Origin of the sequence: Mesorhizobium sp. B263B2A (assembly GCF_020165775.1) — a bacterium.
Taxonomy (GTDB): Bacteria; Pseudomonadota; Alphaproteobacteria; order Rhizobiales; family Rhizobiaceae; genus Mesorhizobium; species Mesorhizobium opportunistum.
On record NZ_JAIUIU010000018.1, the window covers coordinates 117,152 to 137,882 of the forward strand.

The window sequence follows — 20,731 nt, forward strand, 5'->3', positions numbered from 1 at the left end:
TGCGGAATTCTGCTCCGCTGCACACTTCGATAGACGTCACGGAATGGATCCTCGGGTCTCCGCGACGGAGCTTCGCTCCTGCTTCGCCCTAGGATGAGGAAGGTGAAAAGCTTCGGCCAATCGTCAAGATCGTGTTTCGATACGCACGAAAACTGAATCAGAAGAGCCGACTAGCCATCTTTGCTCATGACCTGATTCAATTCACACGAAAGGAAACGCCATGGCCACCACTAGACTCCTCAGCGATGCCGAGGTCGAAAAAATCCCTGATGTGAAGGCCGTGTTCGACGACATCCGCGCGATACGCAAATCGGATTTCGTCAACAATTTCTGGCGCGGGCTGGCCAATGATCCCCCGGCGCTGAAGCGCATCTGGGAGCAGCTGAAAGTGGTGATGGTGGCCGACAGCGCCATCGATCCGCTGACCAAGGAGATGATCTACATCGCCGTCTCGACCGCCAATGGCTGTTCCTACTGCGTCCACTCGCACACCGCGGCGGCACGGGCCAAGGGCATGACCGACGCGCAGCATGGCGAACTGGTGTCGATCATCGGGCTTGCCGGCCAGACCAACCATCTGGTGACGGCAATGCAGATTCCGGTCGATCCGCAGTTCGAGGTGAAGTGAGGGGAAGACCCGCGCTACACCGGCCGGTACACCTTCTCCGCCGTATTCCAGAAGATATCGGCCTCGGCGGCCGGACCATGCCTGGCCACCGCATCGCGGTGCGCCTTGATCAGCTCGGCGTGGCTGGTCCAGAGCTTCTCGATCGGGAAATTCGAGCCGAACATCAGGTGGTCGGCGCCCAAAATCTCGATTGCGTTGTCGACGATGTAGGCGATCAGCAGGGGATCGTTGCGGTGGACGAATGTGCCGAGGCCGGACAGCTTGGCGTAGAAATTGGGCGCGGCCGAGAGCGTCCTCAGGCCGGCCTTCCAGGCTTCGGTGGTTTCCGGCTCCATGTCCGTCAGCATGCCGGCATGGGTGAGGATGAAATTGGTTTGCGGGTTTTCGCCGACCAATGTCAGCCCATCCTTCATCTGGGCGGGAAAAAGCTGCAGGTCGAAGGACAGGCCGTAGTCCTTGAGCCGCGCCACGTTGGCGCGCACCTTGGGATCGATGACCTGGTCGGCCGAGGTGGCGAAGCGGAAGGCCGGCGTCTCGTGCCAGTGCAGTTGCATGCGCACGCCGCGCAGCAACTTGTATTTCATCAGCCGGTCGATCTGATGACGCACATCGTCCACCGTCATGTCGGCATAGCCGACAATGGCATGCGGCCAGCCGGTCTCGTCCGATGTCTTCTGCAGGAAGGCGACTTCCTTCTCGAAATCTTCCTTGGCCCAGTTGGTCTGGACATAGACGGCCTTTTCAACGCCCGAACCCTTCTGGTCCTCCAAAAACTCCGTGATCGGATAGTCGCGGCGGATCGGCTCGTAGGGGCCGAAGATGCGCGGCACCATTGGACCGACCAGCCAGGGCTGATCCTGCTGGCGCCAGATGTGGAAATGCGCGTCGATGGCTTTCTGCATCACGATACCCTTTTCCAGATGGTCTCGGCCGCCGGGGCGGGGCGGGCGAGTGACAGGATGAAATCGGTGAGGCCGGCGAGCGAGGAGCCGTCGACCAGATCGTCGAGAACCGGCAGGATGGCGCGGAGCGCCGTCGTTTCCGGCCGGAAGCGCGGGTCACCGGCCAAAGGTGTGGCGAGCGACAGCCGGAAGGCGCGGGCGCTCAGCCGGCGCATGGCTGTTTCCAGTTCGGCATGGTCGCCGCGCTCCAGCGCGTCGGAGAGGATGACGATCGCGGCACCGCGCGCGAAGGATGAGAAGCGCGGCACCGAGAGGAAGGCGAGCAGCGTCGGCCCCATGCGGGTGCCGCCGTCCCAGTCGTCGACCTGGGCTGCCGCACGGGCCAGCGCCTGATCCCGATCGCGGATGCGCAATGCCGCGGTGATGCGGGTCAGCCGTGTGCCGAAGGTGAAGATTTCGGCGCGGTCAGCGCCCTGCACGGCGGCGTGCGCCAGCTTGAGATAGTCCGCTGTGTGCAGCTTCATCGAGCCGGAGACATCGATCAGCAGCAGCAGCTTGCGTGGCACGGTCTGCCGCCGACGCAGCAGCGGCGAGGGGACATCGCCATCGGCACTGACGATTTCCCTGAGCGAGCGGCGCAAATCTAGCTTGCCGCGCGAATGGGTGCGCACGGTGCGGAAGGAGCGGCGGGCGGGCAGGGCGGCCGACAGTCTTCGGCGAAAGGCGGTCAGCCTGTCGTCGTCGCGTTGGAAATCGCGCATGCTCAATTGCTCGAGCGCCGAAGACAGCTCGCCGACCTCTTGTTGCTGCTCGGCTTCGATCCGCTCGTCGTCGGCGCCGCCATCATCCTTGATGCGGGTTTCCTCGTCGGCGTCGGCTTCGACCACGGCGGATGCGTTGCCATAGAAATGGCTCTGGAAATGCGCCTCGAATTCGTCACGGCGGTCGGGCGGTGGCGCCAGCGTGGCAAGGGCGGCCTCGCGTATGTCGGCCATCGAGCGTGGGCCGAGCAGTGTCACCGCCTGCATGAAGCTGGAGACTTGCTCGGGCGCGATGGCAAAGCCGTAGCGGCGCAGCAGGCGGGCGAAGCCGAAGAGGGGCACGGCGGCGCGGGGCAGGCTTGTTGCCCGCATCATTCTGTGTCGCCCCCCTCTGTCCTGCCGGACATCTCCCCCTCAAGGGGGGAGATTGGCAGCTTTGATGCTTCGCTCAGCTTTGCGATGCTGGAGATTGGCGAAAGCCGCGATGGCGGCTGATCTCCCCCCTGGAGGGGGAGATGTCCGGCAGGACAGAGGGGGGCGCTGTCCCGCCAGCGTTGCGGAATGAGGTCCCGGCTCACGCCAGCGCCTCCTCGACGATGCGACCGAGCTCCGGCGCGATATAGGACAAATCCTCCTCGTCCTTGATCAGCACGCCGATGGCGCGGCGGAAGGCTTCCGGCCATGGGCTGCCGCCTTTTTCGAGGATGGTGGCGGCATTGGCCCATTCGACCGCTTCGGCGATGCCCGGCGGCTTGGCCAGCGGCCGGGCACGGATGGTCTGCACGGCGGTCGCCACGGCGCGCGCGGTGCCTTCAGCGACATTGCCGGCACGCAGCATGATGATGCCGGCTTCGCGCTCGGCGTCGGGATAGCCGATCCAGTGGTAGACGCAGCGCCGGCGCAGCGCTTCCGCCAATTCGCGGGTGCGGTTGGACGTCAGGATAACGATCGGCTGAGCCGCGGCGCGAATGGTGCCGCGCTCGGGAATGCTGATCTGGAAGTCGGAGAGGAATTCCAGCAGCAGCGCTTCGAATTCGTGGTCGGAACGGTCGATTTCGTCGACCAGCAGCACGCGCTGCTCTGGCGCCTTCAGCACCTGCAGCAGCGGCCGCGCGATCAGGAAGCGATCGTCGTAGATGTCGATCTCATGCTCCCCGGCATGGCGGATGGCGAGCAGCTGGCGCTGGTAGTTCCACTCGTAGAGCGCGTGCGCGGCGTCGATCCCCTCATAGCATTGCAGCCGCACCAGATCGCGACCGAGCAGCTCGGCGATCGCCTTCGCGGCTTCCGTCTTGCCGACGCCCGGCGCGCCTTCGAGCAGCAGCGGTTTGCCCAGGCGGATCGCCAGGAAGATCGCGGTCGCCAGGCTGTCGTCGGCCAGATAGCGCGAGGCGGCGAGATGCTCGCCCACCGCCTCCGGCGAGGTCGCGACCGTTTCGGCGTTTGTCCCGGACATTTCGGGCCTCAGTTCGCCGCTTGCGCCTTGAGCGCGCGCAAGATGCGCTCAGGCGTGATCGGCAGCGTGTCGATGCGTACGCCGACGGCGTCGAAAACGGCATTGGCGACCGCCGGTATCTGCGGGTTGGCGCACATTTCGCCAGGCCCCTTGGCACCGTAAGGCCCGTCGGCCGAGGGCCGTTCCAGCACGATGATCTCGGTCTCGGCAAGGTCGCCCGGGCCCGGCATCAGATACTGGTTGAAGTCGGTGCCGCCATGGTCGCGGTTGGGATAGTAAGGCTCGGTCGTCTCGTAGAGCGCGTGGCTGATGCCCATCCATGAACCGCCGACGAGTTGCTGCTCGACCATTTTGGGGTTCAGCGCGCGGCCGATCTCGAACACGTTCTTCACCGTCAGCACGGTCACTTCGCCGGTTTCGTCGTCGACCTCGACCTCGGCCACCGTGCAGGCGTGCGCATAGCAGGTCGATGGTTTCATGGCCCCGGTCTCTTTCTCCGGATAGGAGCGCGGGATCAGGAACATGCCGCGGCCCGAGATCGAGCGGCCGCGCTTGAAATGCGCCGACAGCGCGACATCGAAGATCGAGATCGATTTCTGCGGCGCTCCCTTGACCAGTATGTTGCCCTGGCCGTCGGTCTCGAGGTCCGACGCATTGACTTCCAGCTCTTCCGCCGCCACTTCCAGCATCACCTGGCGGGCTTCCTTGGCTGCCTGGATGACGGCATTGCCGGCGCGGTGGGTGCCGCGCGAGGCGAAGGTGCCCATGCAATGCGGGCCGGTGTCGGTGTCGGCGGTGTCGACGACGACACGGTCCGTCGGCACGCCGATGGTCTCGGCGCAGATCTGCGCCATGATCTGCTTCATACCCTGGCCGAGATCGACTGATGACAAAGTCACCATGAAATTGCCGGTGGGTGTCGAATGGACCAGCGCCTGGGTCGGGTCGCCGCCAAGGTTCATGCCGGTCGGATAGTTGATGGCGGCAACGCCGCGTCCGCGCCTGATCGTCATCTCAAGCTCCCTTCGCGTAGGAGGACATCGCCATGTATTTCTCCGCCACGGGCCAGTTGGCGGCGCGCGAGGCCTCCTGCATGCATTCGATCAGGGCAGCCCCCTCGGTCGGCTGTCGATGCGCCTTCATGTCGCCGTCGCGATAGGCGTTGATGAAGCGGAATTCGAGTGGGTCCATGCCGATCAGCCGCGCCAGCTTGTCCATCTGCACTTCCAGCGCGAAGTCGCCGATGGTGACGCCGAAGCCGCGCATGGCCGAGGACGGCGTGCGGTTGGTGTAGACGCAGTAAGTGTCGATCCACACATTGGGGATGGTATAGGGGCCGGGATAGTGCCCCGCGCCCTTCTGGGCGCCATAGGGGGAGTGGCGCGAATAGGCGCCGGCATCGGTGTAGCCGGTGACTTTGCGCGCGACGATACGGCCGTCCTTCATGACGCCGTCCTTGATGACGACCTTTTCGGCGGCGCGGGGCGAGGAGATCTGCATCTCCTCCTCGCGGCTGTAGATAAAACAGACTGGTCGACCGGTTAATTTCGCGCCGAGGATGGCGATCGGCTCGACGATGACGTCGACCTTGCCGCCAAAACCGCCGCCGACCGTGCCGCCGACGAAGTGCAGCTTGCTGCCTGGCATCTGCAGGATGATCGAGGTGTTGTCGAGGGTGAAGAACATCGCCTGCGTGTTGGTGTAGCAGGTGAAGCGGTCGTTGCCCTCCGGCGCCACCACGCAGCCCGTCGTCTCTGTCGGCGCATGCTCGATCGGCGAAGACTGGTAGCTTTGCTCCAGTATGTGGTCGGCGCCGGCAAAGCCGGCCTCGACATCGCCGAAACGCACCTTGCGGCACTCGCCGCTGTCGTAGAGATAATAGTTCTGGCCGTGATATTCGTTGACGATGGGCGCGCCGGGCTTCAGCGCTTCCTCCATGTCGAAGACGGCCGGCAGCACCTCGTAGTCGACCTTGACCTTGGCGGCGGCCTCTTGCGCGGCGCGCTCGGTCTCGGCCAGCACCGCTACCACGGCCTCGCCCTTCCAGCGCACCTTGCCGTCGGCCAGGACCGTCTCGTCCTCGGGCCCGATCTGGATCAGTATCAGGATGGTGTAGACGTTGTGGGGCACGTCCTTGGCGGTCAGCACCTTGACCACGCCCGGATGCTTTTCGGCCTCCGAAATGTCGATCGAGCGGATGCGGGCGTGGTGGTGCGGGCTGCGCACCATCTTCAGGTGCAGCATGCCGGGAAAATTACGGTCGGCGAAGTAGGCGGTCTTGCCGGTGACGTGGCCGGGCGAATCCGAGCGTGGCCTGGGCTGGCCGATCTCGTGCAGGTCGTCCTTGCGGACATCGGCGAAGTAGCTCTTGCGCAGTTCCATGCTTCTGGTCCCCTCAGAGCATGATGCCGAAAAGTGTGAAGCGGTTTTCGGACGACATCATGCTCTATCTCTTTGATTTAGAGCTGGATTCAGATTTCAGGTCGATTCGACCTGAAATCATCCGGCTCTAGGCGGCGTTCTGCGAATTGGCGCGCGCGGCGGTAAGCACCGCCTGGATGATCGGCTCGTAGCCGGTGCAGCGGCAGATGTTGCCCGACAGCGCCTCGATCACCTCGTCACGGCTGGGGTTGGGCGTGTGATCGAGCAGCACCTTGGCGGCCATGATCATGCCTGGCGTGCAGAAGCCGCATTGCGTGGCGAATGTGTCGAGGAACGCGCGCTGCAGCGGATGCAGCACGCCGCCCTCGGCGAGGCCGGACGTGGTGGTGATGGCGGCGCCATCGCAGGTCTCGGCCAGCGTCAGGCAGGAGAGCCGGAGCTCGCCGTCGACGATGACGGTGCAGGCGCCGCAAGTGCCCTGATGGCAGCCGCCCTTCGGCGAGGTATCGCCGATCTTGTCGCGCAGGGCGTTGAGCAGCGTTGTGCCGCCTTCGATGAATTCGGCTTTTTCAGAGCCGTTGAGCGTGAATTGAACCGGGACTTTCGCCATGTTTCCTCCTTGCGCGCCTGCCCGAGCAATCGGACAGACGCGCGCCCCCCGACGGATGTTTAACCAAGCAATAGCCGGCCGAGATGGACCGGCAGGACTTCAGCGCGATACCAGGCACTGGCGATCGGATCGGTGATCGGCGAGATGCCTTCGCTTGCGGCAGCCAGCGCTGGGGCGATGCCGTCCTTGGTCAGGCTTCGGCCGAGCAGCGCCTTTTCCGCCGCCCTGGCGCGCATCGGGCGATCGGCCATGCAACCGAGCGCGATCCGCGCCGAGGAGACTGTGCCGTCGCCAGTCCGCTCCACAACGCCGGCGATGCTGAGCACGGAGACGCCCTTGGGCTTGATCCGCGACACTTTCAGGAAGCGGAAGCTGTCGGCACTTGGAAGCGCAAAGCTAACCGAGGTGACGATGACGCGGCTGTTGGCCCGCCCGGCCAGGAAGCCTTCGATGGGCAATTCGCCGTCATCGGTGCCGACCGTGGCATCGAGCGCCAGCAAGGCAACCGCGAAATCGCCATAGGGTGAGGGCGCAAACAGATTGCCGCCGACGGTTGCCATGTTGCGGACCGCCGGACCACCGACGGCGCGCGCCGCCTTGGCGAGCGGGCCCAGTTCAGAATGGCGGGCGATCGCCGCCATGGTCACGGAAGCGCCGATGCGGGCCTTGCCGCCGGCGACCGCAATGGCCGACAGCGCCGGGTCGGTCGACCTGATAAGGCCGGAAACCGAGACGTCGCCTTCATTGGCCGCGCGGATAACCAGCGTGCCGCCGCCGAGATAGCGGGTGCCGGCCGCCTTCAGCGCCGCGTTCGCATCCTTTACCGTTGCAAAAGTCTGCAGTGCCAGCGCCATGGCCCGCTCCTTCAGTTCTGGCCGGCGAAATGGCTTTTCAGGGCGTTGAAGCCGCCCTGGAAGACATTCGTGCCCATGCCCTCGGCCAGCTTGTCGGCGTCCTCGGGCGCGGCGTCGAAGCTGGCTGTCCATTCGGCATAGGTGCGGTCGCCGTCGGTGACGCGCCTGAGCTGCAGCGTTGCCTTGTGGTTGGTCAGCGGTTGCGGCGTTTCCAGGATGGAATAGCTGACGAGGAAATTGTCATCGGAGAAATCGAGCAGTTTTTCGCGCAGGCGCGCGCCGCTGGCGAGCTGGAAGTTGCGCACGCAGCCGATCGTCGAGGCGTCCTTGCCGTCCTCGATATGGCTCTCGACCATGCGCGGATGCCAGCCCGGCAGGCCGTTGAAGTCGCGTATGCGCGCCCAGACCTTTTCGACCGGCGCGTCGATGACGCTGGAGATGGTGACTTTCGGCATATGATGTTCCCTTGCAAATGCAACAGCTGGGCAAGGGTAGGGCGGCCATTTCAAGAGCGCTTATCAATGCGTCTTAGGCGCGTATCAAGGAGTCTGAAAAACAGGCGTCGGGGCTCAGGCAGTTGCGCGCGCGGCCTCGCGGTAGAGCGTCGGCGGCACGCCGACATGGTCGCGGAAGAAGCGCGAGAAATTGCCTTGCGTGGTGAAGCCGAGGTTGCAGGCGACCGAAATCAGCGGCTCCTGCGACCACTGCAGCTGCCGCACCGCTTCCTCCATGCGCAGCGTGTTCCAGTAGACATTGGGCGTCAAATTGGTCTGTTCCTTGAACAAAGCGAAGAAATGCGGCCGCGACAGGCCGACGCTGCGCGCCACGTCGTCGAAGGAGATGCGCTCGCAGACATTGGCCTTCATTAGCTGGATCGCCTTGCGGACGCGGAAATCCTGCATGGTGCTGATGCGGGCGCGCGCCTCCTGCGGCGCCGAGGCGTCGGCGGCATCGAGCACACTGTCGATGAAGCGCTCGATCTCGTAGTTGGCGACGTCGTCGATGCTTTCATTGTCGGTCAGATGGTCGAGCAGGCTGGCGGCAGCCTGGTGCAACCAAGGTTCCAGCGTGATTGCCGCCTGCGAGAACAGCGGCGCGGAAGAGGGCAGGTCGCGGCGGCGACGCGCCCAATCGGGATCGATGTAGAAGGCGAGAAACAGACCGGGCGTCCCGTTCTGCGACAGGACATGGCTGTGCGGCTGGAAGGAATTGATGCCAGCGGCGGTGCATGGTCCAAGCCGGACGGTCTCGCGGCCGATGGTCATCTCGCCGGCGGTGCCTTCGAGCCAGATGATCAGATGTGCCTCGACATGGGCATGGGTGACGAAGTCGCTCGCGACATTCAGGACAGAAACATGTCCGAACCGGCCCCAGTAGAGCCTGATCGCTTCCGTCATGGGTATATCCTCCCGCAGGCGACTGGCCTCCCTTCGCCTGCATCCAGGATTGTGCGGCCGGTTGTCCGCTTCCGTCAAGCTATCGGCTGTTAGCCGATAGCCATGACAGGCCGCTTCAGCCGATTTTCAGACTGAACGATAGGAACCAGAACGAATAACGCTTCGCACTTCTCACTTGGGAGAAGGACGGGTCCCTTGTGGGAGACGCTTGAGCTTCAGTCGCTGCGTCTGAAATTGCGGATGCGGTCGAACAGCACGGCCATCAGAATGGCGCCGCCGATGAACACGCCCTGCCAGAAGGCATTGATGCCGAGCAGGCCGAGACTGTTGCGGATCACCTCGATGAGGGCCGCACCGACTATGGCGCCGAAGGCGGTGCCGACGCCGCCGGCCAGATTGGCGCCGCCGATGACGGTGGCGGCGATGACCTGCAGCTCCATGCCGGTGCCGAGATTGGTGGTGACGGCGCCCAGCCAGCCGGTCTGGATGATGCCGGCAATGCCGGCCGAAAGCGCCGAGATCATGTAGACGGCGACCTTGATCTGCTTCACCGGGACGCCGGTCAGCGTCGCCGCATGCTCGTTGCCGCCAATGGCGAAGATGTGGCGGCCGAATTTGGTCCAGCGCAGGATGAAGCCGGTGATCAGCCCCAGCAGGATCATGTAGAGCACCGGATTGGCGATGCCGAACACCCAGGCGCCGCCGCCGAGCGCCAGAAGCTTGTCGTGGTCCGGGCCGAATTGAAAGACGACCGTGTTGTTGGAAGCGACCATGGCCAGGCTGCGGGCGATCGATAGCATGCCGAGCGTCACCACGAAGGGCGGAAAGCCGAGATAGGCGATCAAAATACCGTTGAAGGCGCCGATGGCGAGCGCGGTGGCGACCGAAGCCAGGATGCCGACCTCGATCGAGTAGCCGGCATGCATGGTGACGGCTAGCACCATCGACGACAGGCACAGCACCGAGCCGACCGACAGGTCGATGCCCCCGGTGATGATGACGAAGGTCATGCCGAGCGCGATGATAGCGACAAAGGTGATGTTGCGGGTGATGTTGTAGAGGTTCTTCGATGTGGCGAAGGCGTCGGTTGCGAACGACAGGAAAATGCAGGCCAGGATGACGGCGATCACCACCCAGAAGGTCTGGGTGGAGAACAGCCGCGACAGGAAACTGTGCTGCTTCTGTGCGATCGTCTGGTCAAGGGTGACTGCCATTATCGACCTTTCCTGCCGGCTGCGATACGCGCCAGCCTGGTGAAATTAGCCGCGCTCACGAGACCTGCTCGATGGCGCCAGTGATGAGCCCGGTGACTTCCTCGGGCGAACTCGATGCGATTGCCTTGTCGGCGACCTTGCGTCCGCGCCGCATGACGATGACGCGGTCGGCGACGTCGAACACGTCGGGCATGCGGTGGCTGATCAGCACCACCGCGATGCCCTGGTCGCGCAGATGGCGGATCAGGTTGAGCACTTCGGCGACCTGCCTGACCGAGATCGCCGCCGTCGGTTCGTCCATCAGCACGATCTTGGCTTGCGACAGCATGGTGCGGGCAATCGCCACCGCCTGGCGCTGGCCGCCCGACATCTGCTTGACGAGATCGCGCGGGCGGGTCTCGGATTTCAATTCGGCGAAGAGCTGGCCGGCGCGCCTGTACATGGCGGCATAGTCGAGGATGCGGAATGGGCCAACGCCGCGCCGCAGTTCGCGGCCGAGATAGACATTGGCGGCGGCCGTCAGATTGTTGCAGAGCGCAAGGTCCTGGTGGACGATCTCGATGCCGTGCTGGCGGGCTTCCGCCGGCTTGTTCAGGATCAATTCCTTGCCGTCCATGCGCATGATGCCATGGCTCGGGTGGAAATTGCCGGCGATCATCTTGACCAATGTCGACTTGCCCGCGCCATTGTCGCCCATCAGGCCGACGACCTGGCCGGGCTCGATCGACAGCGACACGTCGTTGACCGCCTGGATGGCGCCGAAATGCTTCGAGATATTGGTGAGTTCGAGAACCGCCACCAGCCTATTGCCTCCCATGTTTGCCGCATACCCAAATAGGGTGCTGCCTTCACGTCGCGCTCCCAGATCCTCCCGGAACCAGCGATGACCGGCATTTACGCGAATGGCCGCGCGGGCGTCAATTGTCGCATGCACAAGAAAATCCAATTGTCAGACGAATAGTTTCGTGCTGTTTTGAAAAATCAGTTTTGTAGGACAAATTGCAATTGACGTTGGCCGTCCGCCGTTATTAGCTGGGAGCCGGAGGAAGATACGCTGGTTCCCTTGACGCCATCATCGGCGACGGGAGCGGCTGGAGGTTATTATCGATCGTGCCGGCGAATGCCGGCCCGGTCGCATCTGAAAATGCTCATCGGCCTGACTTGATGGCACGAGCGCTCGCGCCTTCGTCATCTTGCATCCGGGCTGGTTTGTGTGGCGGGCACGCCGTGTCCGTCTGTTTCCAAGGGAGGACTGACATGAGGAAAACACTTTTGCTCGCCGCCGTCGCCGCCATGGCGTTGGGCGCCGGGCCGGCATTGGCCAAGAAGCAACTCGTCATCGTGGTGAAAGGTCTCGACAATCCGTTCTTCGAGGCCATCCACCAAGGCTGCGAGAAGTGGAACAAGGAAAACGCCAGCTCGGAATATGAATGCTTCTACACCGGCCCGGCGTCGACTTCCGACGAAGCCGGCGAAGCACAGATCGTCCAGGACATGCTGAGCAAGGCCGACACGGTCGCGATGGCGATCTCGCCGTCCAACGCGCCGCTGATCGCGCAGACGATCAAGTCCGCCAATCCGACGATCCCGATCATGACCGTCGACGCCGACCTTTCCAAGGACGACGCCGCGCTTCGCAAGACCTATCTCGGTACCGACAACTACCTGATGGGCAAGAAGATCGGCGAATACATCAAGAAGGCCAAGCCGAATGGCGGCACGATCTGCACCATCGAGGGCAATCCGGCGGCCGACAACATCCTGCGCCGCGCGCAAGGCATGCGCGACGCACTGACGGGCAAGGAAGGGCTCTCGGCGCTTGCCGGCGAAGGTGGCTGGACCGAAGTCGCAGGCTGTCCGGTGTTCACCAATGACGACGGCGCCAAGGGCGTTCAGGCGATGACCGACATCCTCGCCGCCAACCCCAAGCTCGATGCGTTCGGCATCATGGGCGGCTGGCCGCTGTTCGGCGCGCCGCAGCCCTATCGCGACCTGGTCGGCCCGCTCAAGGACCGGCTGGCCAAGAACGACTTCGTCATCGGCGCCGCCGACACGATCGGCGACGAGGTGGCGATCGCCAGAGACGGCCTTGTCACCGCGCTGGTCGGTCAGCGGCCGTTCGAGATGGGCTACAAGGCGCCGTCGGTGATGATCGACCTCATCGAGGGCAAGAAGGTCGACGATCCGGTCTTCACCGGCCTCGACGAATGCACCAAGGACACGGTCGACACCTGCATCCAGAAATAGGCTGCAACTTCGGGGGGCCCGGCGACGGCCCCCCCGTTCCATCGAACCTTCAGAAGACGCGGTAGCCGGGGCAATTGGCTCCAGCTTTGACGCGTCCAGAGTTTGAATTCGGCAACGGGATCGGCGCCGCGCAGATCCGGATCGATCCGGGCGACAGACGGCCGAACCTATTGGAACGTGAATGCCGGACGAAAAGGCAAAGAAACAAGCCAGCCGGGCCAAGGTGCAAGCCAACCGCGATCCGGCGGCGCGCAGAGTGGATGCCGCGCACTTTTCGGGGTCTAGCGTCCATGCCTCGCTGGCCAGCGAGATCGGCCTCAGGATCGTGCGCGGCGATTATCCGCCCGGCAGCATCCTGCCCAACGAAGCCAAATGGGCCGAGACCTTCAACGTCAGCCGCTCGGCGGTGCGCGAGGCGATCAAGATGCTGATGGCCAAGAGCCTTTTGGCATCACGCCCCAAGATCGGCAGCTGGGTCGAGCCGAAGGAGCGCTGGAACCTGCTCGACCGCGACGTGCTTGCCTGGTACGCGACCGCACCCGACCGCGAAGCGTTCCTGCGCACCGTGCAGGAGTTCCGTCACATCATCGAACCGGAAGCATCCGCCTTTGCCGCCATAAGGCGCAACGACGAGCAGATGGCCGAGATCAGCCAGGCCTGCCGCGAGATGGGCGAGGCGGCGAACCTGCCGGAACGCATCCGCGCCGATACACGCTTCCACCTCGCCATCCTGCGCGCCTCGGGCAACGACCTGCTGGTGCCGCTCGGCGTGTTGATCGAGTCCGCGCTCGACCATCTCTTCGTGTTCACGACGCGGCAGGTCGGCGACCAGCCGCGAGCGCAGAAATTGCACGAAGCGATCGAGAAAAGCATTCGCCTGCAGCGCCCGGCGGCGGCGCGCAATGCGGTGCACAAGCTGCTTGCGGACACCGATGAAGGGATCGGAAGGGGCCGGCGGTAAGGCCGCCTAGCTGCCCCAGCTCCTTGTTTTGACGCAATTTCCCTGGGGAAAGCGCTACGCACTTTCCCCGGGAAAACTGCTCTTTCAAATCGTCTGCTTCTTGCCGTCCTTCATGGGCATCAGGTCGACGCCGTTGACCTTGCCGATATGGGTGGCCAGCATCGGCACGAACTGCTCGGCCGGGCCTGTGGCATGGGCGCCGGCGAAGGAGTTCTTGGTGGCGTTGCCGAGCGGGTTGGCAATGCCGGCGGCACCCGCCATCGATTCCAGATAGGTCAGATCCTTGAAGGCGTTGGCGATGGTGAACTTGTGCGCGTCGCGATCGCCTTCCAGCGTCCAGCGCATGAAGGTCTGGTAAAAGCCGCAATCCATGCGGCCGTTGCGGATGACGCTGTCGAAACGCGGCGGCGAGATGCCGACCTTTTGCGCCAGGGCCAGCGCTTCGGAATAGATCGCGGCATAGCCCAGCGAGATGAAATTGTTGAGCAGCTTCATGCGGTGGCCGTCACCTGTGTCGCCGATGTGGACGATGCGGCCGGCCCAGGTTTCGATCACTGGCTTCACCCGGGCAAAGAGAGCGTCGGGCCCGCCGACCATCGCGTCGAGCGTGCCTTCCCAGGCTTCCTTCGGCGTGCGGCTCAGCGGTGCGTCGACATAGTCGATGCCCAGCGCCTTGAGTTCGGTCGCCAGTGCCACGGTCGAGACCGGATCGGAGGTCGAGCAATCGACGACGACCGAGCCTTTTCTCAACCCCTCCTTGAGGCCGCCCGGGCCGCGGATGATGGCCTCGACTTCCCGCGAACCGGTGACGCAGATGAAGACGATCGTCGATGCCGCGGCGACATCGCGCGAGGTCGAGGCTTCCTTGGCGCCACGGCCCAGAAGATCTTCCGCCGGTTTGCGGTTCTTGCGGCCGAGGAACGTCAGGGGATAGCCCTTGTCGACGATGTTCTTGGCGATCCCGTGTCCCATCAGACCAAGGCCGATGAAGCCGATCGTCTCGCGCGCGGCAGTCGTGTTCATGTTATCAGTCCTATCCCAGATTATTGATAATAGCGCCGCCGTTTTAGCCCTACGCGGTTGCAGAAAGCAATATTGTCTGACAATACACGGGAATTCCAGAGCCTGTCATGGAGACCACAATGACGAAGCGGATCATGTTCACCGGCGGCAGCGGCAAGGCTGGGCGTCATGTCGTGCAGTATCTTGTCGAGCAGGGCTGCCAGGTGCTCAACATCGACACCAAGCCGCTCGACAATCCCAAGGTGCGCACGCTGATCACGGATATCACCGACAGCGGGCAGGTGTTCAACGCGTTGTCGAGCTATATGGGCCTGCACGAATTCGACCCGTCGCTGCGCCCGCAGCCGGTGGATGCGGTGGTGCATTTTGCCGCCATCCCGCGCATCATGATCACGCCCGACAATGAGGTGTTCCGCATCAATGCGATGGGCACCTACAATGTCATCGAGGCCGCGGTGAAGCTTGGCATCCGCAAGGTGATCGTCGCATCCAGCGAGACGACCTACGGCCTCGTCTTCGCCAACGAGCCGCGGGACCCCAAATATTTCCCGCTCGACGAGGAGTATGATGTCGATCCGATGGACAGCTACGCTTTGTCCAAGATCGTCAACGAGAAGACGGCGCGGGCCTTCGCGCAGCGCAATGGCACCGACATCTACGCCTTGCGCATCGGCAACGTCATCGAGCCGCATGAGTATTCGCTGTTCCCGAAATGGTTCGCCGATCCGGGCTTCCGCAAGCGCATCGCCTGGAGCTATGTCGACGCGCGCGATCTCGGCCAGATCACGCTGCGCGCTATCGAGAAGGACGGGCTCGGCTACCAGGTGTTCAACGCCGCCAATGACGACACGTCGTCGGATCTGCCGACGGCGGAGCTTTTGAAGCGTTTCTATCCAGATGTGCCGGTCAAGGCGGAACTCGGCGAATACGAGACGCTGCTATCGAACCGCAAAGCGCGCGACATGCTGGGTTTCCGACCGGAGCATAGCTGGCGCAAATACGTCAAAACCGCCTGAGGCAGGTCGAGGTTCAGGTGATGCCGGCCTGACCTGAACCTCAACATGCGCCATCGAGCAGCGGAACGGGCTGGGCTGTGCATAGCGGCGGGCTTTGCGGCCCAACGGCCCGACAGTGCTTGACAGCTTCCGCAAACCGGCCTTTCTGAAGTCCATGCGGGACGCAAAGCCGAACAAGGAAAAATCGCCGAAAAAGGCTAAAGCCGCTGAGCGCCCGGCCGGTGTTCGGCGGTCCGACGCGGCGCGCATTCCCGGCTCCAGCGTCCACACATCACTGGCCAGCGAGATTGGTCTGCGGATCGTGCGCGGCGATTATCCGCCCGGCACCATCCTGCCCAATGAAGCCAAATGGTCGGAGACCTTCAGCGTCAGCCGTTCGGCGGTCCGCGAGGCGATCAAGATGCTGATGGCCAAGAGCCTTTTGGCCTCACGCCCCAAGATCGGCAGCTGGGTCGAGCCCAAGGAGCGCTGGAACCTGCTCGACCGAGACGTGCTCGCCTGGTACGCGACGTCGCCGGACCGCGAGGTGTTCCTGAAGACGGTGCAGGAGTTCCGTCATATCATCGAGCCGGAAGCGACCGCCTTTGCCGCCATGCGGCGGACCGACGAGCAGATGGCCGAGATCAGCCAGGCCTGCCGCGAGATGGGGGAGGCGGCGAGCCTGCAGGAGCGCACGCGCGCCGACACGCACTTCCATCTTGCCATCCTGCGCGCCTCGGGCAACGATCTGCTGGTTCCGCTCGGCGTCCTGATCGAATCCGCCTTCGATCATCTCTTCACCTATACGACGCGGGCCGTCGACGATCTCAACCATGCGCAAAAGCTGCATGAGGCGATCGAGAAGAACATCCGCCTGCAGCGGCCGGACGCAGCACGCAACGCGGTGCGCAAATTGCTGGCCAACACCGATCACGTGATCAAGTCGCGTTAGGCCCGGGCGCTAGCCTTCTTTCTCGCGGCCGAAGGCCACCCGCAGTTCGTCCTTGGCGTTCTCGAGCACCTTTTTGCGCGTAGCGGGCAGGTTTTTGCCGGCCCGGTTGATGTAGAAATTCAGCATCGACATGGCGGACTGAAACGGCTCGGCCTTGCGCCTGTGGCTGTGTTCGGCCGATCGCTTGAGCGAGGCAGCGATCTTCTTGGCATCGTCGGATTCGAAGACATGATCCTCGAGATCCATCGCGTTGCTGTGCTCGGTCACCTCGGCCGACCATTTTTCCTTGGCAGCGGTCATGGCTGGGACTCCTTTGCGGGGTTGCTGACCCGAAAACTCCACACATTGGCCTCGGTTCCCGCATTTCTTGTCCGCTCTGGAGCCACGGATTTGCCTGTCGTGGCGCTGCTGCGGTCCGAGAATGCGGCGATAGTGGGAGCGAACGGCAGCCGATTTCGAGATCGCCGACAGGAAACGCCTTGACCCGAACAGACTTGAGCGGACCGAGCCCCGGCATCGACAGTTCCTACGCCTGGATGCGGCTTGCCATTTCGATGCTGCTGGCGACGATCGGCGCCGTGGGCATGTGGGCCGTTGTCGTGGTGTTGCCCGCCGTGCAGGCCGAGTTCGGCGTCGACCGCGCCGCGGCATCGATGCCCTACACCGCAACCATGGTGGGCTTCGCCGCCGGTAATGTGCTGGTCGGCCGCGCCATCGACCGCATGGGCTACTGGATCCCGGCGCTGATCTCTTCCGTGGCGCTATCCGCAGGCCTCCTGTTGGCCGCGCTGTCGACCTCTATCCTGCAATTCACTCTTGCCCAGGGGGTACTGATCGGTGTCGGCACCTCGGTGATCTTCGGGCCGCTGATCGCCGACATCTCGCACTGGTTCAACCGCCGGCGCGGCGTCGCGGTGACAGCCGCGGCGGCAGGCAACTACCTTGCCGGAGCGATCTGGCCGACCATCATGCCGACAGTGATGAAAGCGGAAGGCTGGCGCTTCACCTATGCCGCCATCGGCATCTTTTGCCTGGTTACGATGGTGCCGCTGGTGTTGATGCTGCGGCGCGGCGCTCCGGAGGCCGCGGCCGCCGGCTCGCCGGGAAGCCGGCCGGTGCAGCCGATGCCAATGTCGCCGGCGGCGTTGCAGGCGCTGCTGGTCGTCGCCGGTCTCGGCTGCTGCGTGGCCATGTCGATGCCGCAAGTGCATATCGTGGCCTACTGCATGGATCTCGGCTACGGGGTGGCGCATGGCGCCGACATGCTGTCGATCATGATGGCGGCGGGAGTCGTCAGCCGGCTTGCCTCCGGCTTTATTGCCGACCGCATCGGCGGCGCGAAAACCTTGCTTATCGGTTCGGTACTGCAATGCCTGTCGCTGCTGTTCTACATCCCGTTCGACGGGCTCGCCTCGCTCTATGTCGTGTCGCTGGTGTTTGGCCTGTCGCAGGGCGGCATCGTGCCGTGCTATGCGATCATCGTGCGCGAATATTTGCCTGCCAAGGAGGCCGGCCAGCGTATCGGCATCGTCATGATGGCGACGATTTTCGGCATGGCGATCGGCGGCTGGATGTCGGGCTGGATCTACGATCTGACTGGCTCCTACGCCGCAGCATTCCTCAACGGCATCGCCTGGAATTTGTTGAACATACTGGCCATCGGCCTGTTCATGTGGAAGGCGAAGCACAGGGCCGTCGCGTTCATCTGAGTTAAAGGGCGCGGTGCGCTGCGGAGTGCCTCGGCTTGACAACGGACAGGCACTGCGCGACGCCAAAGGCCGAAGGGTGCGGCAACGGGCCGGTGACATGGCGACAGATCAGATGATCGTATTGCGGGTCCGCTTCGGCGGACATGCGCACGGGCCATGGCCTTGATCAAGCCGCGCTCGCGCCGGGGCGGCGGCCGCCCGACCATATCCGATGTCGCGCGCAAGGCCGGCGTCGGCGCCATCACCGTGTCGCGCGCGCTGCGCGAGCCGGAGCGCGTCAGCCAGGATTTGCGTCGCCAGATCCAGGCCGCCGTCGACGAACTCGGCTATGTGCCGGACCCCAATGCAAGGGCGCTGGCCTCGGCGCGCGCCGAGGTGTTCGGCGTGCTGGTGCCTTCGCTCACCAACAACGTTTTCGCCGAAGTGGTGCGCGGCATCTATGACAGCCTGTCGGCCAGTCCGTTCCGCATCCAGCTTGGCAACACGCACTATTCCGGGCTGGAGGAGGAGCGGCTATTGCAGCTGTTCGGCTCGCAGCGGCCTGCAGCGCTGATCGTGGCCGGCATCGATCAGACGCCGAGTTCACGAAGACTGCTGGAGAATGCCGGTTGCCCGGTGGTGCAGGTGATGGAGATCGGCCCCGATCCCGTCGACATGATGGTCGGTTTTTCGCATCTCGACGGCGGCAGAACGGCGACCGAGCACCTGATCGAGATGGGGTATCGTCGTGTCGGCTTCATCGGCGCCCGCATGGATCCGCGCTCGCAGCGCCGCCTTGCCGGCTACCGGATCGCCATGGAAAAAGCTGGCCTGTTCGATCCGCGCCTGGTCACCACCACGCCGGTGCCGTCCAGCGTGTCGCTCGGCCGCGAACTGTTCCGGGATGCCCTCGCCAAGGTTCCGACGCTCGACGGTGTGTTCTGCAACAATGACGACATCGCGCTCGGCGTGCTGTTCGAATGCCACCGCGCAGCGATCGACGTGCCAAAGACCATCGGCATCGTCGGCTTCAACGATCTCGACATGATGCAGGTGGCGTTTCCCTCGGTCACCAGCATCCGCACCCATCGCTATGAAATCGGCCGGCGTGCCGTCGCCATGGCGCTGGCGGCGATCGGCGGCGACAGGCCGCAGCAGCGGGTCGTCGATCTCGGCTTCGAGCTCAAGCGCCGCGAGAGCACTGCCCGCTGAGTATCTTAGAGTCCGCTGAAATGAGACTTTACAGCCTTTCTTGGTAGCGCTACCATTCCGCGCTCGCGAAAACTCACAAGAGGAACAACTCTGTTTATTATACATAAGCGACAGAATGTTTCTTGTTTATTATGGATAATATGATAGTTTTCGTAGCCGCTTGAGGGAGCGACAAGGGAGAGGATCAGGTCGGCGTTGACCGCCTGAAACAGCGGCGGGCCAAGGCAGGAGGTGCTTGAGCAAGCGCGTCAATTGTACTGCAGCCAACAGATAAATCAGAACTGCAAATGGGAGGAATATCGATGATCAAGTCACTCGTTGGTGGCATCGTTGCCGCCACTGCATTCGTCATGTTGAGTTCGGCGGCGATGGCCGCGGGGCCCGAAGTCGTCAAGGGGCCGGCCGCCGAGCCGGACTGTTTTGCGCCCTGGGCCGCCGATACCCAATTCTTCAAATTCCCCAAGAAGGACGGTCCATACCGCATTGCGCTCGCCAACGGCTATATCGCCAACACCTGGCGCATCCAGATGGTGCAGACCGCCAAGGCCTATGCCGCACAGCCGGATGTCGCCAAGAAGCTGAAGGAATTCAAGGTCGTCTCGACCGGCGAGGACGTTCCGGCGCAGATATCCGCGATCAACAACTTCATCGATTCCGGCTTTGACGCGATCGTCGTCAACGCGCAGAATCCGACCGCCTTCGGACCGGTCATCAAGCGTGCCAAGGAAGCCGGTGTGGTGCTCGTCGCCTTCGACAACATCCTCGACACCAAGGATGCCATCAACGTCAATGTCGACCAGAAGGGGCTTGGCGCATTGTGGGGCAAGTGGCTGGTCTCGCACGTGCCGAACGGCGGCAAGGTGCTCGAAGTGCGCGGCGTTGCCGGCACCTCGGTCGACACCGACCGCCATGCCGGCATCCATGAGGTCCTCGACGGTTCCGGCAAGAAGTGGGCCGTCACCGAGGTGGTCGGCAAGTGGGACGATGGCGTGGCCCAGAAAGCGACTGCCGACGCGATCGCCACCAATGGACCTTTCGACGGCATCACCGGGCAGGGCGGCGATACCGGCATCGTGCAGGCGATGATGGACGCCAAGCATCCGTTTGTTCCGTTCGGCGGCGAAACGGAGAATGGCTTTCGCAAATTCTGCTCGGCGCATGCGGCGGATGGGCTCAAATGCTCATCGGCCGGCACTGGTCCTGCCCAGGTGGCGGTCGCCATCAAGACGGCGATAGCAGCCCTCGAAGGCAATGTCGTGCCGCAGTCGGTCAAGCTGCCGTTGGCAATCGTCGAGGATCCCAACTTCAAGGCAGGCCAGGATTTCTTCCCCGACCAGTCCGACAATTTCTTCGTCGGCAATTCCTTCCCGACCTGCGGCATCAATTTCACGGCCCAGGAGATCATGGGCCAGACCAAGGAAAACAAATAATCCGACCGGCCGATGCCGC

21 protein-coding genes are annotated in these 20,731 nt (G+C 63.5%); 8 read left to right on the top strand and 13 right to left on the bottom strand.

Annotation, left to right across the window (positions count from 1 at the left end):
* Nucleotides 1-220 precede the first annotated feature (220 nt).
* Nucleotides 221-628, top strand: coding sequence for a carboxymuconolactone decarboxylase family protein (locus LB568_RS24775; RefSeq protein ID WP_224731514.1), 408 nt, complete (start codon nt 221-223; stop codon nt 626-628).
* Nucleotides 629-642: 14 nt separating this feature from the next.
* Here the strand turns inward: LB568_RS24775 and LB568_RS24780 are convergent, their stop codons facing one another.
* The 11 genes from LB568_RS24780 to LB568_RS24825 all read right to left on the bottom strand — a co-directional run bounded on the left by LB568_RS24780 (nt 643) and on the right by LB568_RS24825 (nt 11,003).
* A complete protein-coding gene (locus tag LB568_RS24780) occupies nt 643-1,530 on the bottom strand; it encodes an amidohydrolase family protein (RefSeq protein ID WP_013894555.1) in 888 nt (295 codons plus the stop codon).
* Nucleotides 1,530-2,666 (bottom strand): vWA domain-containing protein, encoded by a 1,137-nt coding sequence (locus LB568_RS24785; protein WP_013894556.1) that lies wholly within the window; start codon nt 2,664-2,666, stop codon nt 1,530-1,532. Before LB568_RS24785 ends, LB568_RS24780 begins: the two co-directional genes overlap by 1 nt.
* Before the next feature lie 199 nt (nt 2,667-2,865).
* Nucleotides 2,866-3,747 carry an AAA family ATPase gene (locus LB568_RS24790; RefSeq protein WP_013894557.1) on the bottom strand — a complete coding sequence of 294 codons (882 nt, stop codon included), beginning with the start codon at nt 3,745-3,747 and terminating at the stop codon, nt 2,866-2,868.
* Between the two features lie 8 nt (nt 3,748-3,755).
* Nucleotides 3,756-4,760: a xanthine dehydrogenase family protein molybdopterin-binding subunit gene (locus tag LB568_RS33580; protein WP_013894558.1), complete on the bottom strand. Its 1,005-nt coding sequence runs from the start codon at nt 4,758-4,760 to the stop codon at nt 3,756-3,758.
* 1 nt (nt 4,761) lies between these two features.
* Nucleotides 4,762-6,129 carry a xanthine dehydrogenase family protein molybdopterin-binding subunit gene (locus tag LB568_RS33585; protein ID WP_013894559.1) on the bottom strand — a complete coding sequence of 456 codons (1,368 nt, stop codon included), beginning with the start codon at nt 6,127-6,129 and terminating at the stop codon, nt 4,762-4,764.
* A gap of 127 nt (nt 6,130-6,256) precedes the next feature.
* A complete protein-coding gene (locus tag LB568_RS24800) occupies nt 6,257-6,739 on the bottom strand; it encodes a (2Fe-2S)-binding protein (protein WP_224685244.1) in 483 nt (160 codons plus the stop codon).
* Between the two features lie 59 nt (nt 6,740-6,798).
* The gene (locus tag LB568_RS24805) at nt 6,799-7,593 is read right to left on the bottom strand and encodes an FAD binding domain-containing protein (RefSeq protein ID WP_224731515.1); all 795 of its coding nucleotides are present in this window, start codon (nt 7,591-7,593) and stop codon (nt 6,799-6,801) included.
* Between the two features lie 11 nt (nt 7,594-7,604).
* On the bottom strand, nt 7,605-8,048 hold the full coding sequence (locus LB568_RS24810; RefSeq protein ID WP_023779831.1) for an SRPBCC family protein: 444 nt from the start codon (nt 8,046-8,048) through the stop codon (nt 7,605-7,607).
* A gap of 114 nt (nt 8,049-8,162) precedes the next feature.
* On the bottom strand, nt 8,163-8,990 hold the full coding sequence (locus LB568_RS24815; RefSeq protein ID WP_013894563.1) for a helix-turn-helix domain-containing protein: 828 nt from the start codon (nt 8,988-8,990) through the stop codon (nt 8,163-8,165).
* A 215-nt stretch (nt 8,991-9,205) separates the two neighbouring features.
* A complete protein-coding gene (locus LB568_RS24820) occupies nt 9,206-10,204 on the bottom strand; it encodes an ABC transporter permease (RefSeq protein ID WP_023779833.1) in 999 nt (332 codons plus the stop codon).
* Between the two features lie 55 nt (nt 10,205-10,259).
* Nucleotides 10,260-11,003 (bottom strand): ATP-binding cassette domain-containing protein, encoded by a 744-nt coding sequence (locus LB568_RS24825; RefSeq protein WP_224685442.1) that lies wholly within the window; start codon nt 11,001-11,003, stop codon nt 10,260-10,262.
* Between the two features lie 458 nt (nt 11,004-11,461).
* On the opposite strand from LB568_RS24825, the gene LB568_RS24830 reads away from it, so the two are divergent.
* Together LB568_RS24830 and LB568_RS24835 are read left to right on the top strand one after the other, a co-directional pair.
* Nucleotides 11,462-12,451, top strand: coding sequence for a sugar-binding protein (locus LB568_RS24830; protein WP_013894566.1), 990 nt, complete (start codon nt 11,462-11,464; stop codon nt 12,449-12,451).
* A 181-nt stretch (nt 12,452-12,632) separates the two neighbouring features.
* Entirely contained in the window at nt 12,633-13,412 is a 780-nt protein-coding gene (locus LB568_RS24835; RefSeq protein ID WP_013894567.1) for a FadR/GntR family transcriptional regulator, read from the top strand.
* Nucleotides 13,413-13,496: 84 nt separating this feature from the next.
* On the opposite strand, the gene LB568_RS24840 is transcribed toward LB568_RS24835, so the two are convergent.
* Nucleotides 13,497-14,435 carry an NAD(P)-dependent oxidoreductase gene (locus tag LB568_RS24840; protein WP_013894568.1) on the bottom strand — a complete coding sequence of 313 codons (939 nt, stop codon included), beginning with the start codon at nt 14,433-14,435 and terminating at the stop codon, nt 13,497-13,499.
* 119 nt (nt 14,436-14,554) lie between these two features.
* Here LB568_RS24840 and LB568_RS24845 point away from each other — a divergent pair, with 119 nt between their 5' ends.
* Nucleotides 14,555-15,451 (top strand): NAD-dependent epimerase/dehydratase family protein, encoded by an 897-nt coding sequence (locus tag LB568_RS24845; protein WP_013894569.1) that lies wholly within the window; start codon nt 14,555-14,557, stop codon nt 15,449-15,451.
* Nucleotides 15,452-15,605: 154 nt separating this feature from the next.
* Nucleotides 15,606-16,382 carry a FadR/GntR family transcriptional regulator gene (locus tag LB568_RS24850; protein WP_013894570.1) on the top strand — a complete coding sequence of 259 codons (777 nt, stop codon included), beginning with the start codon at nt 15,606-15,608 and terminating at the stop codon, nt 16,380-16,382.
* Nucleotides 16,383-16,391: 9 nt separating this feature from the next.
* Here the strand turns inward: LB568_RS24850 and LB568_RS24855 are convergent, their stop codons facing one another.
* Nucleotides 16,392-16,682: a DUF3175 domain-containing protein gene (locus tag LB568_RS24855; RefSeq protein ID WP_023768265.1), complete on the bottom strand. Its 291-nt coding sequence runs from the start codon at nt 16,680-16,682 to the stop codon at nt 16,392-16,394.
* A 179-nt stretch (nt 16,683-16,861) separates the two neighbouring features.
* On the opposite strand from LB568_RS24855, the gene LB568_RS24860 reads away from it, so the two are divergent.
* The 3 genes from LB568_RS24860 to LB568_RS24870 all read left to right on the top strand — a co-directional run bounded on the left by LB568_RS24860 (nt 16,862) and on the right by LB568_RS24870 (nt 20,712).
* Nucleotides 16,862-18,091, top strand: coding sequence for an MFS transporter (locus LB568_RS24860; protein ID WP_224731516.1), 1,230 nt, complete (start codon nt 16,862-16,864; stop codon nt 18,089-18,091).
* A 156-nt stretch (nt 18,092-18,247) separates the two neighbouring features.
* Entirely contained in the window at nt 18,248-19,282 is a 1,035-nt protein-coding gene (locus tag LB568_RS24865; protein WP_013894573.1) for a LacI family DNA-binding transcriptional regulator, read from the top strand.
* A 302-nt stretch (nt 19,283-19,584) separates the two neighbouring features.
* The gene (locus tag LB568_RS24870) at nt 19,585-20,712 is read left to right on the top strand and encodes a sugar ABC transporter substrate-binding protein (RefSeq protein ID WP_013894574.1); all 1,128 of its coding nucleotides are present in this window, start codon (nt 19,585-19,587) and stop codon (nt 20,710-20,712) included.
* Nucleotides 20,713-20,731: the final 19 nt, after the last annotated feature.

Excerpts from the sequence above, each read along its gene's own strand:
- LB568_RS24775 (WP_224731514.1), top strand. The coding sequence starts at position 221 with ATGGCCACCACTAGACTCCTCAGCGATGCCGAGGTCGAAAAAATCCCT.
- LB568_RS24780 (WP_013894555.1), bottom strand. The coding sequence starts at position 1,530 with ATGCAGAAAGCCATCGACGCGCATTTCCACATCTGGCGCCAGCAGGAT.
- LB568_RS24785 (WP_013894556.1), bottom strand. The coding sequence starts at position 2,666 with ATGATGCGGGCAACAAGCCTGCCCCGCGCCGCCGTGCCCCTCTTCGGC.
- LB568_RS24790 (WP_013894557.1), bottom strand. The coding sequence starts at position 3,747 with ATGTCCGGGACAAACGCCGAAACGGTCGCGACCTCGCCGGAGGCGGTG.
- LB568_RS33580 (WP_013894558.1), bottom strand. The coding sequence starts at position 4,760 with ATGACGATCAGGCGCGGACGCGGCGTTGCCGCCATCAACTATCCGACC.
- LB568_RS33585 (WP_013894559.1), bottom strand. The coding sequence starts at position 6,129 with ATGGAACTGCGCAAGAGCTACTTCGCCGATGTCCGCAAGGACGACCTG.
- LB568_RS24800 (WP_224685244.1), bottom strand. The coding sequence starts at position 6,739 with ATGGCGAAAGTCCCGGTTCAATTCACGCTCAACGGCTCTGAAAAAGCC.
- LB568_RS24805 (WP_224731515.1), bottom strand. The coding sequence starts at position 7,593 with ATGGCGCTGGCACTGCAGACTTTTGCAACGGTAAAGGATGCGAACGCG.
- LB568_RS24810 (WP_023779831.1), bottom strand. The coding sequence starts at position 8,048 with ATGCCGAAAGTCACCATCTCCAGCGTCATCGACGCGCCGGTCGAAAAG.
- LB568_RS24815 (WP_013894563.1), bottom strand. The coding sequence starts at position 8,990 with ATGACGGAAGCGATCAGGCTCTACTGGGGCCGGTTCGGACATGTTTCT.
- LB568_RS24820 (WP_023779833.1), bottom strand. The coding sequence starts at position 10,204 with ATGGCAGTCACCCTTGACCAGACGATCGCACAGAAGCAGCACAGTTTC.
- LB568_RS24830 (WP_013894566.1), top strand. The coding sequence starts at position 11,462 with ATGAGGAAAACACTTTTGCTCGCCGCCGTCGCCGCCATGGCGTTGGGC.
- LB568_RS24835 (WP_013894567.1), top strand. The coding sequence starts at position 12,633 with ATGCCGGACGAAAAGGCAAAGAAACAAGCCAGCCGGGCCAAGGTGCAA.
- LB568_RS24840 (WP_013894568.1), bottom strand. The coding sequence starts at position 14,435 with ATGAACACGACTGCCGCGCGCGAGACGATCGGCTTCATCGGCCTTGGT.
- LB568_RS24845 (WP_013894569.1), top strand. The coding sequence starts at position 14,555 with ATGACGAAGCGGATCATGTTCACCGGCGGCAGCGGCAAGGCTGGGCGT.
- LB568_RS24850 (WP_013894570.1), top strand. The coding sequence starts at position 15,606 with ATGCGGGACGCAAAGCCGAACAAGGAAAAATCGCCGAAAAAGGCTAAA.
- LB568_RS24855 (WP_023768265.1), bottom strand. The coding sequence starts at position 16,682 with ATGACCGCTGCCAAGGAAAAATGGTCGGCCGAGGTGACCGAGCACAGC.
- LB568_RS24865 (WP_013894573.1), top strand. The coding sequence starts at position 18,248 with ATGGCCTTGATCAAGCCGCGCTCGCGCCGGGGCGGCGGCCGCCCGACC.
- LB568_RS24870 (WP_013894574.1), top strand. The coding sequence starts at position 19,585 with ATGATCAAGTCACTCGTTGGTGGCATCGTTGCCGCCACTGCATTCGTC.